Genomic DNA, 14,390 nt, shown 5'->3' with positions numbered 1-14,390 from the left:
TCATTTGCACCCATGACCGTTCGAGTCCGCCTGCCTATATTGCCCCGATTCCCGAATCAGGCAGCCCATGCGCGTTTTCAGCGTTCCCATCTCAGTTCCGTTCCTGCGCACGGTCGTCACCGCCCTGCTCGACGGCCGGCTGGTCGAGGGGTTCGAGGCGCGCAAGGAACCGGCGCGGCTGGCCGACGCCACGCTCTATCTGCCGACGAGGCGCGCCATGCGCGTCGTGCGCGAGATCTTCCTCGACGAGATGAAGGCAGATGCCGTGATGCTGCCGCGCATCGTCGCGCTCGGCGACATCGATGAGGACGAGCTCGCTTTCGCCGACGAGGACGAGCAGTTCTCGACCGCCGCCCCGCTCGACATTCCACCGCGGCTCGGCGAGCTGGAGCGGCGGCTGACGCTGGCGCAGCTCGTCGCGGCCTGGGCCAAGGGCCCGGTGCTGGCGCCGCTGGTGGTCGGCGGCCCCGCCTCGACGCTGGCACTTGCCGGCGACCTCGCGCGCCTGATCGATGACATGGTGACGCGCGGCGTCGACTGGAGCGCGCTCGACGCTCTGGTGCCTGACAACCTCGATCGCTATTGGCAGCACTCGCTCGAATTCCTGCGCATCGCGCGCATCGCCTGGCCCAATCATCTCGCCGAGATCAACCGCATCGAGCCCGCGGCGCGGCGCGATCTCCTGATCGCTGCGGAAGCGAGGCGCTTGACCACGCATCCGAACGGGCCGGTGATCGCGGCCGGCTCGACCGGCTCGATGCCGGCCACCGCAAAGTTCCTGCACGCGGTCGCCGCGCTGCCGCATGGTGCGGTGGTGCTGCCGGGCCTCGACACCGATCTCGACGACGACGCCTGGCGCAGCATCGGCGGCGTGCGCGATTCGCTCGGCAAGTTCGCCGAGCATCCGGCCTCGAACCATCCGCAATATGCCATGCACGCCCTGCTGCAGCGCTTGGGCATCAAGCGCAGCGATGTCGAGATTCTTCAGCCGCCGGCGGAAGGCGGCCGCGACCTGCTCGCGTCGGAGTCGATGCGGCCGTCGGCCAAGACGGAAGTCTGGCACGACCGGCTGAAGCAGCCCGAAGTCGCCGCAAAGATCGCGGGCGGCATGAGAAATCTCGCAGTCGTCGAGGCTCCCAATCCCGAGATGGAGGCCCTCGCGATCGCGATTGCGATGCGTGAGGCGCGGCATCTCGACAAATCCGCGGCGCTGGTGACGCCGGATCGCGCTTTGGCGCGGCGGGTGATGGCGGCGCTGACGCGATGGGATCTCGCCTTCGACGATTCCGGCGGCGACGTCTTGATGGAAACCTCGGCCGGCGTTTTTGCGCGCCTTGCCGCAGAGGCCGCGACCAAGGGCCTGGAGCCGCCGACATTGCTCGCGATGCTCAAGCATCCGCTGTGCCGGCTCGGCCGTGCGCCCGGCGCGTGGAGAGCGGCGATCGAAGGCCTGGAGCTGGCGGTGCTGCGCGGCACGCGCCCACCGCCGGGCACAGCCGGCCTCTTGCGCGAGTTCAACCGCTTTCGCGACGAGCTGGCAAAGCTGTGGCGCAGCGAGCTCTCCGCCCTCCACAAGGCCGAGCCCCGAGCACGTCTCAAGGCCGAGGATCTCGATCGCATCCAGGCGCTGATCAGTGCTTTGCAGAAGGCACTGGCGCCGATCGAGAGCCTTCCGACGTCGAAGCCATATGATTTCGCCGAGCTCGCGCACCGGCATCGCGAGATCATGATCGAGCTGTCGCGCGACGAGCTGGGCATCCCGCTCGCCTTCGAAGAGCGCGAAGGCCTCGCGCTCGCCAGCGTCCTCGACGATCTCCTGCGCGGCGGCACGACCAGCGGATTGATGGTGCCCCTGCCTGACTATCCAGACGTGTTCCAGACCGCCTTCGGTGACCGCGCGGTACGTCGTCGCGACAGGCCGGGCGCACGCTTGCAGATCTACGGCCCGCTGGAATCGCGCCTGATGCAGGCCGACCGCATCATCATCGGCGGCCTGATCGAAGGCGTCTGGCCGCCGGCGCCGCGCATCGATCCCTGGCTCAGCCGGCCGATGCGGCACGAGCTCGGGCTCGATCTGCCGGAGCGCCGCATCGGCCTTTCCGCACATGACTTCGCGCAGCTGCTCGGCGGCGACGAGGTGATCCTCACCCATTCGGCGAAGGCCGGCGGCGCGCCGGCGGTGGCCTCGCGCTTCCTGCATCGATTGGAAGCGGTTGCCGGCGACGAGCTCTGGAAGGCGGCCGTGCGCGCCGGCGAGAAATACGTGCAGTTCGCAGGCGCGCTGGACCAGCCCGACGAAGTCAGGCCGATCAAGCAGCCCGAGCCGCGCCCGCCGCGCGCGACGCGGCCGCTGAAAATGTCCGTGACCGCGATCGAGGACTGGCTGCGCGATCCCTACACGATCTACGCCAAATACATTTTGCGGCTCGATGCGCTCGACCCCGTCGACATGCCGCTGTCGGCCGCCGACCGCGGCTCGGCGATCCACGAGGCAATCGGCGAATTCACGGAAACCTATGCTACGCGCCTGCCCGACGATCCCGCGCGCGTGCTGCGCGCGATTGGCGAGAAGCATTTTGCGCCGCTGATGGAGCGGCCCGAGGCCCGCGCGTTGTGGTGGCCGCGCTTTCAGCGCATCGCGCGCTGGTTCGGCGAATGGGAGACGGCACGGCGCGATGCAATCGAGGCGATCGTCGCGGAGACCCATGGCGAGATCTCGATCATGCTTGATCATCAGCGCAACTTCCGTCTCTCCGCGCGCGCCGACCGCATCGAGCGGCGCCAGGGCGGTAGCTACGCCATCCTCGACTACAAGACCGGCCAGCCGCCGACCGGCAAGCAGGTCCGCATGGGCCTGTCGCCGCAGCTCACGCTGGAAGCCGCGATCCTGCGCGAGGGCGGTTTTCCCGATATCGATGCCGGCTCCTCCGTGAGCCAGCTCGTCTATGTCCGGCTCAGCGGCAACAATCCGCCGGGCGAGGAGCGTATCCTAGAGCTCAAGTATAAGCAGGGCGACGAGCCGCAGCCGCCGGATACCGCAGCCGCGGAGGCGCGCGCCAAGCTGGAAGCGCTGATCCGGGCCTTCGAGGACGAGAACCAGCCCTACACCTCGCTGAACCTGCCGATGTGGGCGAACCGCTACGGCACTTATGACGACCTCGCCCGGATCAAGGAATGGTCCGCGGCCGGCGGCCTGGGAATCGAGGAATGGTGAAGCTGCCACGTCCCATCCCCGACGAGGTGCGCGCGCGGCAGGCGCGTGCGTCCGATCCGACCGCGTCGGCCTTCGTGTCGGCCAATGCCGGCTCGGGCAAGACCCACGTGCTGGTGCAGCGCGTGATCCGCCTGCTGCTGTCGGGCGTGCCGCCGGAGAAGATTCTCTGCATCACCTTCACCAAGGCCGCCGCCGCCAACATGGCTGAGCGCGTGTTCACCACGCTCGGGCCCTGGGTGACGCTGGATGATCATGCGCTCAAGAAGGCGATTGTCGCTGTCGGCATCCCGCACCCCAGCGCGAAGCTGTGCCGCGAAGCGCGAAAACTGTTCGCCTGTGCGCTGGAGACGCCGGGCGGGCTGAAGGTGCAGACCATCCACGCGCTGTGCACGCGCCTGCTCCAGCAGTTCCCGTTCGAGGCCAACGTGCCGGCGCGCTTTGCCGTGCTCGATGAGCGCGACCAGACCGACATGATGGAGCGCGCCAATCTGAAGGTGCTGCTGGACGCCGCGCGAGATCCTGACAGCGTCACCGGCCGCGCGCTGCTGACGGCGATGGCGAGCGCCGCCGATGTCACCTTCAAGGAGGTCGTGCGCGAGGCGTGTCTCAGCCGTGATCATTTCATGGCCTGGACCGACGAGGCCGGCAACGCGGAAGCCGCCGCGGCGCAGATGGCTGCGGTGCTGGGCGTTGACGTCAGCGACCGCATCGAGGACGTCGAGACCGACATTCTGGATGGCCCGTTCCTGCCGCGCTCGCGCTGGGACGAGATCGCATTCGCGCTGGAGGATGGCAGCAAATCCGACAATGACCAGGCTGGCCGGCTCCGCGAGGCGAAGGTGTTTTCCGGCAGCGCCCAGGTCGACGCCTATCTCTGCGTCTTCCTCACCGACGACAAGCTGCCGCGCAAGGCGGTGCTGACCAAGAAGTTTTGCGACCAGAATCCGTCCGTCGCCCGCCTGTTCGAGGCCGAGGCGCAGCGGCTCGGTGGGTTGATCGAAAAGCGTCGCGCCGTGACGATTCGCGACCGCACCGCGGCCCTGCTGCAGATCGCGACCGCCGCTGCCGCGAACTACCGGCGCGAGAAGCAGGAGCGCGGGCTGCTCGATTATGATGATCTGATCGACAAGACGCTCGCGATGCTGGATCGCGTCGCCTCAGGCTGGGTGCATTACAAGCTCGACCGCGGCGTCGATCACGTGCTGATCGACGAGGCGCAAGATACCAGCCCTCGGCAATGGGACATCGTCGCGCACATCATCTCCGAATTCACCGCCGGCGAAGGCGCGCGCGAAGGGCTGAACCGCACCATCTTCGCCGTCGGCGACGAGAAGCAATCGATCTTCTCGTTCCAGGGCGCGGCTCCGCACGAGTTCGACGCACGCCGGCGCGAGTTGCACCGCAAGTTCACCGCGGCCGGGCTGAAGTTCGATCCGGTCGCCTTCACCTATTCGTTCCGTTCGGGCGCGACGATCCTGCATTCTGTCGATCACGTCTTCCGTGACCCCGCGATCTACAAGAGCATTCATTCGGTCGAGATCGGCCATCCCCTGCACAACGCGCTCGCCGATGCCGGTCCGAGCGTGATCGAGTTGTGGGATCTCGCTGAAGCCGACGACAGGCAAGACATCGAAGGCTGGCGCGCGCCGTTCGACGGCGTCGCCGTCACCAGCCCCGAGGTCAAGCTTGCGCGCCGCATCCAGGCCGAGATCAAGCGGCTGGTCGAGAGCGGCACGCTGACGGGGCACGAGGGTGAACGTCGCCCCCTGCGTTATGGAGACATGCTGATCCTGGTGCGCCGGCGCGGCAACGCGTTCGACGCCGTGATCCAGGCGCTGAAGCACGCCGGCATTCCGGTCGCCGGCGCCGACCGGCTCAAGCTCACCGAGCACATCGCCATTATCGATCTGATGAACCTTGCGGATGCGCTGCTGCTGCCGCAGGACGATCTCGCGCTGGCGGTGGCGCTGAAGAGTCCGCTATTCGGGCTCGATGACGACGATTTGTTCCAGCTTGCCTGGGACCGCAAGGGATCCTTGCGCCGCGCGCTCGGCGAGCATGCAGGCACAAGCGGTAAGTTCGCCGCCGCGCTGCGGCGCCTTGAAGCCTGCGAGATTCGTGCGCGCGAGGAGACGCCGTTCGCCTTCTACGCCTGGCTGTTAGGGGGCGACGGGGGCCGTGCCCGCATCCTGCGCCGGCTAGGCCATGAAGCCAATGACGCGCTCGACGAATTCCTGGAGCTGGCGCTGAACTACGAGCGCAAGGCGCCGGCCTCGCTGCAGGGCTTCATGGCCTGGCTGCGCTCGGCCGACACCGAGGTGAAGCGCGATATGGAGATCTCGCGCGACGAGGTGCGCGTGATGACCGTGCACGGGGCCAAGGGCCTAGAGGCGTCCGTCGTGTTCATGGTCGACACCACGTCGTCGCCGGCGGACTCGCAGCGGCTGCGGCTGATCCAGGTGCCGCGCGGCAACGGCGGCGAGGTCGTGGTCTGGGCCGGCCGCAAGGCAGACGATCCCAAGCCTGTCGCCGAGGCGCGCAAAACCATGATCGAGGAGACAGAGGACGAGTACCGCCGCCTGCTCTATGTCGCGATGACACGCGCGGCGGACCGGCTGATCGTCGGCGGCTGCATGCCCGGCAACATGAAGACGGTGCGCAAGCTGAGCTGGTACGACCTCATCGGCACCGGGCTCGCCGGCTCAGGCCTCGACAAGCAGGTGATCGAGACGCCGCTCGGCAAGGTCACCCGCTTCGCTCGGCCGGAGGATGTCGCGGCTCTGGGCACGCCCGCGACGTCGGTGCAGCAGACCATCGCGTTGCCGGACTGGCTGCGAACACCGGCTCCGCGCGAGACCATCAACGACGATCCCGTGCGACCATCGGGCCAGTCAGCCGAAGAGGGCCGCAGCGTACGATCAGGCGAATCAATCCAGTCGCGCGCGCTGGCGCTGCAGCGCGGCACGCTGGTGCACCGTCTGCTGCAATCCCTGCCCGACATCGCCATTGAGCGCCGGCGCGAGGCCGCGCTCGGTTTCATGGCGCGCAACGCCTCGGACTGGCCGGAGGCCGACCGCACCGCACTGGCCGACAAGGTGCTCACCTTGATCGCTGACCCGCGTTTCGGCCCGGTGTTTGCCGCCGGCAGCCGGGCGGAGGTCGCCATCGCCGGCCGGCTGGAGCGGCCGGGCCGCACCCCGGCCCTGGTGTCGGGGCAGATCGATCGGCTGGTCGTGGGCCCCGATGAGGTCCTGATCGTCGATTTCAAGACCAACCAGGCGGCTCCCAAGAGCGCGGCTGAGGCGCCCGCCGCCTATGTCCGCCAGCTTGCGCTTTACCGGGCGGTGCTGACGCGGCTTTATCCCCAAAAGCCCATCCGCGCCGTGCTGCTCTGGACCGAGGTCCTTGAATATATGGAGATTTCGGCCCCCGCGCTGGACGCGGCGCTGGCATCCATCATCTCGGTGTGAGCATCCTTGACCCGGCAAGGAGCCGTTCATAGGTTGACCGCATGATCCCGGCCGCGATTCCAGGTCGCGCCGATTCTCTTTCAACCGAGTGAGGTATTCCCAATGGCCGTTAGCAAGGTTTCCGACGCCGATTTCGAAACCGAAGTGCTCAAGGCGAACGGCCCCGTGGTCGTCGATTTCTGGGCCGAATGGTGCGGCCCCTGCCGCATGATCGCGCCCGCTCTCGACGAGATCGCCGGTGCGATGGGCGACAAGGTCAAGATCGTGAAGCTCAACGTCGACGAGAGCCCGAAGACCGCGTCGAAGTACGGTGTGATGTCGATCCCGACCCTGATGATCTTCAAGGGTGGCGAAATGGCCTCGCGTCAGGTCGGCGCCGCGCCGAAGGCGAAGCTGCAGCAGTGGATTACCTCCGCGGTCTGATCCGCGCTGCATCCATTTATTTTCGACAACGGCCGGCGAAATGCCGGCCGTTTGCGTTGATGGGACATGTTCCGCGTATGACGAGTCCCGCCCTTGCCAGCCTCTCCCCGAAAGCGCGATCGAAGATCGTCCCCTCTCGTTGCGATGGAGGCGCGCTCGGTCGACGAGATCCCGCGCGGCAAGCACTGGCAATACGAACCCAAGTGGGACGGCTTCCGCTGCCTGCTGTCGCGCGACGGCAGCAGCGTCGATCTGCGCTCGAAGTCTGGTGAGGATCTTGCGCGCTATTTTCCTGAGATCGTTGCCGCTGCGCTGAAGTTGAAAGCAGATCGCTTCACGCTCGACGGCGAGATCGTCGTGCCGCACCGAAAGAGCTTTTCCTTCGACGCGCTCCTGCAGCGCATTCATCCGGCTGCGAGCCGCGTGAAGAAGCTCTCGGAAGAAACACCGGCGCTCTATCTTGTGTTCGATTTGCTCGCGACGTCCCGGCAGAAAGATCTGGCCAAGAGGACGCTGCACGAGCGCCGGCCGGCGCTGGAGACGTTTGCGAAAGCCAACCTCGAGGGCAGCATCTTCCGGCTCTCACCGGCAACGGCCAGCTACGCCACGGCCAAAAAATGGTTGGCGCAATCCGGCGGCGGCTCGGACGGCGTCATCGCCAAGCGCATCGACCTGCCCTACCAGGCCGGCACGCGCGATGGCATGCAGAAGATCAAGAAATTCCGCAGCGCCGATTGCGTGGTCGGCGGCTTCCGCTATGCCACCAACAAGATGGCCGGCCGGAAAGTCGTCGGCTCGCTGCTGCTCGGTCTCTACGACGACAAGGGTCTTCTGCACCATGTCGGCTTCACCTCCGCGATCAAGGCTGAGGAGAAGCCAGCCTTGACCGGCCGGCTCGAAGCATTGATTGGCGAGCCGGGCTTCACCGGCAATGCGCCGGGCGGACCGAGCCGCTGGTCGACCGAGCGCTCGGCCAAATGGTGCCCGCTGAAGCCGAAGCTGGTGATCGAGGTCTGCTACGACCATTTCAGCGGCGAGCGTTTTCGCCACGGCACCTCGATCCTGCGCTGGCGCCCGGACAAGGCGCCGAGGCAATGCACATTTGAACAGCTGAAGCAGAAGGCGGCCGAGCCGATGAAGCTGCTCGGGTGAGGTTCGCTCTCGCGTCCCGCCAGCGCGCAAGCGATGCACCGCAGAGCCGGGACACGAGGCATGACTACGCAATCCATCCCGTCGCGAGCGCGTTCGCCAGTTCAGGCTGCCCATTACGACGGGCCAGCGCCGCCATGGCCTCGTGATCATACGCGATGTGGCGGAACGTGACCTGCCAAACACCGCTCACAAACTCGAGGATCGCATAACGCGCGTGCGGCGTGCCGGCTTCGACGACATGCGGGAATGGATGCTTATCGCGAAAACAGGACTGCCGACGCTGCCGGGATTGACGATCAGCCGGCCATCGCGCAAGCGCACGGCACGGGCGAGATGGGTGTGGGCGCAGAGAATCAGCGATTGCGTGATGTCTTCCGCGAATTGCTCGATCCGGTCAGGCTGCGACAGCGCCACCGCGCCGTCCGCATGCACGGTGTCGAGCCAGTACACCTCGTCGCTGCCGGGCGTCGCGTGGCAGAGGAAGACCCTGTCTCGGAACACGCGCGTCATCGGTTGCACGCGCAGCCAGTCGAGTTGTGCGGCGTTGAGCTGCGCATGAGCCGGGCGATCCCACGAGCCCATCTTCTCGGGTGGGCGGTCGAGCAGATAGCGGTCGTGATTGCCGCGCACGTGCACGGCGTCGAGCGTCATCAGGATCTCGATGGTTCGGCGCGCATCGAGCGGACCGCTCAGCATGTCGCCGAGATTGACGATGTCTGTGATCCCCAGCGCGCGGATATCGGCAAGGACAGATTCCAGCGCGAGGTAGTTTCCGTGGATATCGGCAATCGCGGCGAAACGCATCGTTGTGCTCCCCACTCTCGTGCCCCGGACCGAGCGCAGCGCGCAGTGGTGCTGCTGAGCCGGGCCCATGCTACGGCCTTCTGAGTCCCGGATCAGCGCTCCGCCATGGACAACGCTACGCGTTGCCAAGAGCTGCGCTTGTCCGGGACACGGAAACTCATGCAGGAGGCGTGCCGTTGATCGCCAGCACGTGGCCGGCGAGATACAGCGAGCCCGTGATCAGGATGCGCGGCGGCACCTCGTAGGCGAGTTTCGCCAAGGCGCGCAGGGCGGCCTCGATGCAGGGCGCGGGCTCGACGCGCATGCCGAGGCTGCGCGCGGCATCCGCAAGGCGGTCGACCGGCATCGCGTTCTCGATATCGGGAATCGGCACTGCGATGATGTGCCGGGTGAGGCCGGCGAAGTTGGCGAGAAAGCCTTGCGCGTCCTTGTTGGCCATCATGCCCGCGATCACGACCAGCGGCCGCGACACGCGCTCCTCGAGATCGCCGAGCGCGGCGGCCGCAACGCGCCCGCCTTCGGCATTGTGGCCGCCGTCGAGCCAGATCTCCGAGCCCTGCGGACCCCAGGACTGCAGCTCACCCGAGGTGAGGCGCTGCATCCGCGCCGGCCATTCGGCGCCGACGATGCCGGCCTCGAACGCGGCGTGAGGGATCTTGAAGGTCGGAATCGCGCGCAGAGTCGCGATCGCGAGCCCGGCGTTGGCGAATTGGTGGCGGCCGAACAGGCGCGGCGCCGGCAGATCCATCAAGCCGCGATCGTCGGAAAAGACCAGTCGCCCGCGCTCGACATTGACGTGCCAGCTCTCGTTTGCGGCAAACAGCGGCGCACGCATGCGCCTCGCCTGCGCTTCGATCACGGCCATCGCCTCCGGCATCTGCTCGGCGCAAGTCACGGGCACGCCGCGCTTGATGATCGCGGCCTTCTCGCCGGCAATCGACGCCAACGTATCGCCGAGAAAATCCACGTGATCCATGCTGACCGGCGTGATCACGCAGGCCGCCGGCACATCGATCACGTTGGTCGAATCGAGCCGGCCGCCGAGGCCGACTTCGAGCAGCACCGCGTCGGCCGGATTCTGCGCGAACAGCACGAAAGCGCCGGCGGTCTTCAGCTCGAAGACGGTCGCGGCCTCGCCGGCATTGACGCGCTCAACCTCTTCCAGTGCAGCGCGCAGTTCGTCGTCACCGGCGAGCACGCCGCCGCCCACGCGGCCGAGCCGGAAGCATTCGTTGATGCGGACGAGATAGGGAGAGGTGTAGGCGTGAACCCGCAAGCCCGCAGCTTCCAGCGTCGCGCGCAGATAAGCGAGCGTCGAGCCCTTGCCGTTGGTGCCGGCGATATGGATCACCGGCGGCAGCTTGCGTTCGGGATGACCGAGCCGTTCGAGCAGGCGGTGCATCCGCTCCAGCCCGAGATCGATGCGCTTCTGATGCAGGGCCGACAGCCGCCCGATCAATTCACCGAGCGGTGTCTTTGCAGTGTCAGGGGAGGCGTTCACGCGTGCGGCGCGGCCGGCGCCGTCTCGGCGGCCGATACGATCTGCGCCGGACTCGTCACCGGCTGCGCCGGCCTCGAAGCGCCTTCCTGCGCCGGCGCCTTGGTCAGCAGGCGGCAGAGCCGGGCGAGGGTCGGGCGCAGCTCGTGACGGTGCACGACCATGTCGACCATGCCGTGCTCCTTGAGGTACTCGGCGCGCTGGAATCCCTCGGGCAGCTTCTCGCGGATGGTCTGCTCGATCACGCGCGCGCCGGCAAAGCCGATCAGCGCGCCGGGCTCGGCGATCTGCACATCGCCCAGCATCGCGTAGGACGCGGTGACACCGCCGGTCGTGGGATTGGTCAGCACGACGATGTAGGGCAGTTTCGCCTCGCGCAGCATCTGCACCGCCACGGTGGTGCGCGGCATCTGCATCAGCGAGAGGATACCCTCCTGCATGCGCGCGCCGCCCGATGCGGCGAACACGATGAACGGCGACTTCTTCTCGACCGCGAGCTCCATGCCGCGCACGATGGCTTCGCCCGCGGCCATGCCGAGCGAGCCGCCCATGAAGTCGAAATCCTGCACGGCAACGACGACGGCAGCGCCCTCGAGCTTGCCGTAGCCGACCTTGACCGCGTCATTCAGATTGGTCCGCGCCCGCGCGTCCTTGATACGATCGGCATATTTCTTCTCGTCGCGGAACTTGAGCGGGTCGGGCGTGACCTCGGGCAACGCGACATCGAACCAGGTCTCGTTGTCGAAGATCGACTTCAACCGGGCCACCGCGCCCATGCGCATGTGGTAGTTCGAGCCGGGAATGACGAACTGATTGGCCTCGACGTCCTTGTAGAACACGAGCTGTCCGGAATCCGGGCACTTGATCCAAAGATTCTCCGGCGTCTCCCGCCGCAGCATGTTGCGGATCTTCGGCCGGACCACGTTGGTAAGCCAGTTCATGGTTTGCTCCGATGTGCGATCCCGCCTCGCGGATCGCCTGAAGGGTTATATGGCGGCCGGGCCTCTCCCCGGCAAGCCGCCGTGCCGCCCGCTCCAAAGCGGAATTATGGCCTATTCCGCCGCCTGCTGTGCGCCCTTGACGCCCTGGGCCAGGGCCGCCGTCAATTCGGCGACGGCATTAACGGTTTTGGCGGTCGCCCGCCCCTCGGCATCGAGGCTGTTCTTCAGCGCATCGACCAGCGCCGTGCCGACCACCGAGCCATCGGCCTTCTCGGCAATGGCGCGCGCGGCCTCCGGGGTGCGGATGCCGAAACCGACGCAGATCGGCAAGCCGGTATGCCGCTTGATGCGCGCGACAGCTTCGCCGACGGCATTGGCGTCCGCCGCCGCCGCACCGGTGATGCCAGCGATCGAGACGTAATAGACAAAGCCTGACGTGTTCGCGAGCACCGCGGGCAGGCGCTTATCGTCGGTGGTCGGGGTCGCCAGGCGAATGAAGTTCAGCCCCGCCTTCAGCGCGGGAATGCAGAGCTCGTCATCTTCCTCCGGCGGCAGATCCACGATGATCAAGCCATCGACGCCTGACGTCTTGGCATCAGCCAGAAACTTGTCGACGCCGTAGATGTAGATGGGATTGTAGTAGCCCATCAGCACCAGCGGCGTGACATTGTCGCCCTTGCGGAAGTCGCGCACCAGCTCCAGCGTCTTCTTCAGGGTCATGCCGACCTTGAGCGCGCGCAGGCCTGCAGCCTGGATCGAGGGACCATCCGCCATCGGATCGGTGAAGGGAATGCCGAGCTCGATGACGTCGGCGCCGGACTTCGGCAGCGCCTTGACGATCTCGAGCGAGGTCGCAGGATCGGGATCGCCTGCCATCACGTAGGTGACGAAGGCCGCGCGGCCTTGGCGTTTCAGCTCGGCAAAACGGGTGTCGATACGCGTGGTCACTTCTTGCCCCTCAGGATGTCGCCGACCTGCGGAACGTCCTTGTCGCCGCGGCCGGAGAGATTGACGACCATCAGGTGATCTTTAGGCCGCTTCGGCGCGAGCTCCATCACCTTGGCGATGGCATGCGCCGGCTCGAGCGCGGGGATGATGCCTTCGAGCTTTGACAGCAGCTGGAATGCGGCGAGTGCCTCATCATCGGTCGCGGAGAGATAGTTCACGCGGCCGACCTCGTGCAGCCAGGAATGCTCGGGGCCGATGCCGGGATAGTCGAGGCCGGCCGAGATCGAGTGCGCGTCCTGGATCTGGCCGTCGGCATCCATCAAGAGATAAGTGCGGTTGCCGTGGAGCACGCCGGGACGGCCACCCGCGATCGAGGCCGCGTGCAGCTGCGTCAATCCGTGGCCAGCGGCTTCGACGCCGAAGATCTCGACGCTGGGATCATCGAGGAACGGATGGAACAGGCCCATCGCGTTGGAGCCGCCGCCGATGCAGGCGACCAGCGAATCCGGCAGGCGGCCTTCGATCTCCTGCATCTGCGCCTTGGTCTCGTTGCCGATGACCGACTGGAAGTCGCGCACCAGGGTCGGATAGGGATGCGGACCCGCCACCGTGCCGATGCAGTAGAACGTGTTGTGCACGTTGGTGACCCAGTCGCGCAGCGCCTCGTTCATGGCATCCTTCAGCGTGCGCGTACCCGACTGCACCGGAAACACCTTTGCGCCCAGCATTTCCATCCGGATGACATTGGGCTGCTGCCGCTCGACGTCGACGGCGCCCATATAGACCACGCATTCCAGGCCAAAGCGCGCGCACAGCGTTGCGGTGGCGACGCCGTGCTGGCCCGCACCGGTCTCGGCGATGATGCGCTTCTTGCCCATGCGCCGTGCCAGCATGATCTGGCCGAGCACGTTGTTCACCTTGTGCGAGCCGGTGTGGTTGAGCTCCTCGCGCTTGAGGTAGATTTTTGCGCCGCCGAGATGCTCGGTGAGGCGCTCGGCGAAATAGAGTGGTGAGGGCCGGCCGACATAGTTCTTGAGGTAGCCGTTCATCTCGGCCTGGAAGGCCGGGTCGGCCTTGGCGGCGGTGTAGGCCTTCTCCAGATCGAGGATCAGCGGCATCAGAGTTTCGGCGACGAAGCGGCCACCGAAAATGCCGAAATGGCCGCGCTCGTCGGGGCCGCTGCGATAGGAATTCGGTTTGGCGATGTTCATCGGACGCTCAACTCTTGACTTGCAGCTTGGGTGGCGCGCGCGGCGCGGATGAAGGCCTGGATCATCTCGGGATCCTTGATGCCGGGGGCGCTCTCGACGCCCGAGGACACATCGACGCCGCCGGCGCCGGTGACACGGAGGGCTTCGGCCAGGTTATCGGCGTGCAGCCCGCCCGAGACCATGTAGGGCAGCTTCAGATCGAGATTTTCGAGCAGGTGCCAGTCGAACGGCTCTCCTAAGCCGCCGGGCCGCGTCGCGTCCTTCGGCGCACGCGCATCGAACAGGATGCGGTCGGCGACCGCGGCGTAGCCGGGCAGCACGGCGAGATCGGCTGCTGTTGCGACCGGCACCGCCTTCATCACGGGGCGGCCAAAGCGTTGCTTGATATCGCGCAGCCGAGCGACGCTTTCCTGGCCGTGGAGCTGGAAAATGTCCGGCGACAGCGCGTCCATGATGTTGTCGAGCGTGGCGTCGTCGGCATCGACCGTGAGCGCCACTTTGAGCGCGCGCTGCTTCACCAGGCGGCCGAGGTCACGGCCAAGTTCCAGCGAGAGGTGCCGCGGCGACGGCGGAAAGAACACGAACCCCACCATGTCGGCGCCGGCATCGAGCGCCGTTTGAAGCGTCTCGCGCGTGGACAGGCCGCAGATCTTGACGAGCAGGGACATGATCTCAAAGCAAATGGAGGCCGCAAGGCGGCCGGAACGCAGGGTTTTTCGGTCGGGCCGC

8 protein-coding genes and 2 pseudogenes are annotated in these 14,390 nt (G+C 66.6%); 4 read left to right on the top strand and 6 right to left on the bottom strand.

What is annotated here, in order from left to right; translation table 11 throughout:
• Positions 1–67 precede the first annotated feature (67 nt).
• From addB to P6U28_RS32565, 4 genes and pseudogenes are all read left to right on the top strand, one after another.
• Complete coding sequence (addB, locus tag P6U28_RS32580; RefSeq protein WP_407120489.1) at positions 68–3,214, top strand: double-strand break repair protein AddB; 3,147 nt, start codon at positions 68–70, stop codon at positions 3,212–3,214.
• Positions 3,208–6,716: pseudogene (gene addA, locus P6U28_RS32575) on the top strand (double-strand break repair helicase AddA). Before addB ends, addA begins: the two are co-directional and overlap by 7 nt.
• Before the next feature lie 70 nt (positions 6,717–6,786).
• Complete coding sequence (trxA, locus tag P6U28_RS32570; RefSeq protein ID WP_074121876.1) at positions 6,787–7,107, top strand: thioredoxin; 321 nt, start codon at positions 6,787–6,789, stop codon at positions 7,105–7,107.
• 144 nt (positions 7,108–7,251) lie between these two features.
• The gene (locus tag P6U28_RS32565; protein ID WP_122400161.1) at positions 7,252–8,259 is read left to right on the top strand and encodes an ATP-dependent DNA ligase; all 1,008 of its coding nucleotides are present in this window, start codon (positions 7,252–7,254) and stop codon (positions 8,257–8,259) included.
• 64 nt (positions 8,260–8,323) lie between these two features.
• On the opposite strand, the pseudogene P6U28_RS32560 reads toward P6U28_RS32565, so the two are convergent.
• From P6U28_RS32560 to P6U28_RS32535, 6 genes and pseudogenes are all read right to left on the bottom strand, one after another.
• Positions 8,324–9,063, bottom strand: a pseudogene (locus tag P6U28_RS32560) (metallophosphoesterase family protein).
• Between the two features lie 157 nt (positions 9,064–9,220).
• Complete coding sequence (locus P6U28_RS32555; RefSeq protein WP_407120488.1) at positions 9,221–10,564, bottom strand: bifunctional folylpolyglutamate synthase/dihydrofolate synthase; 1,344 nt, start codon at positions 10,562–10,564, stop codon at positions 9,221–9,223.
• Positions 10,561–11,502: an acetyl-CoA carboxylase, carboxyltransferase subunit beta gene (accD, locus tag P6U28_RS32550; protein WP_407120487.1), complete on the bottom strand. Its 942-nt coding sequence runs from the start codon at positions 11,500–11,502 to the stop codon at positions 10,561–10,563. The genes P6U28_RS32555 and accD overlap by 4 nt, the downstream gene beginning before the upstream one ends.
• A gap of 111 nt (positions 11,503–11,613) precedes the next feature.
• Positions 11,614–12,450 (bottom strand): tryptophan synthase subunit alpha, encoded by an 837-nt coding sequence (gene trpA, locus P6U28_RS32545; RefSeq protein WP_129142366.1) that lies wholly within the window; start codon positions 12,448–12,450, stop codon positions 11,614–11,616.
• Positions 12,447–13,661 carry a tryptophan synthase subunit beta gene (gene trpB / locus P6U28_RS32540; RefSeq protein WP_129142367.1) on the bottom strand — a complete coding sequence of 405 codons (1,215 nt, stop codon included), beginning with the start codon at positions 13,659–13,661 and terminating at the stop codon, positions 12,447–12,449. Before trpB ends, trpA begins: the two co-directional genes overlap by 4 nt.
• Positions 13,658–14,329, bottom strand: coding sequence for a phosphoribosylanthranilate isomerase (locus P6U28_RS32535; protein ID WP_407120486.1), 672 nt, complete (start codon positions 14,327–14,329; stop codon positions 13,658–13,660). The genes trpB and P6U28_RS32535 overlap by 4 nt, the downstream gene beginning before the upstream one ends.
• Positions 14,330–14,390 lie beyond the last annotated feature (61 nt).

It is taken from the genome of Bradyrhizobium sp. STM 3561, from assembly GCF_045571455.1.
GTDB lineage: Bacteria > Pseudomonadota > Alphaproteobacteria > Rhizobiales > Xanthobacteraceae > Bradyrhizobium > Bradyrhizobium vignae.
Note: the sequence above shows the minus strand (reverse complement) of the source record. Positions and strands in the feature narration are given on the sequence as shown.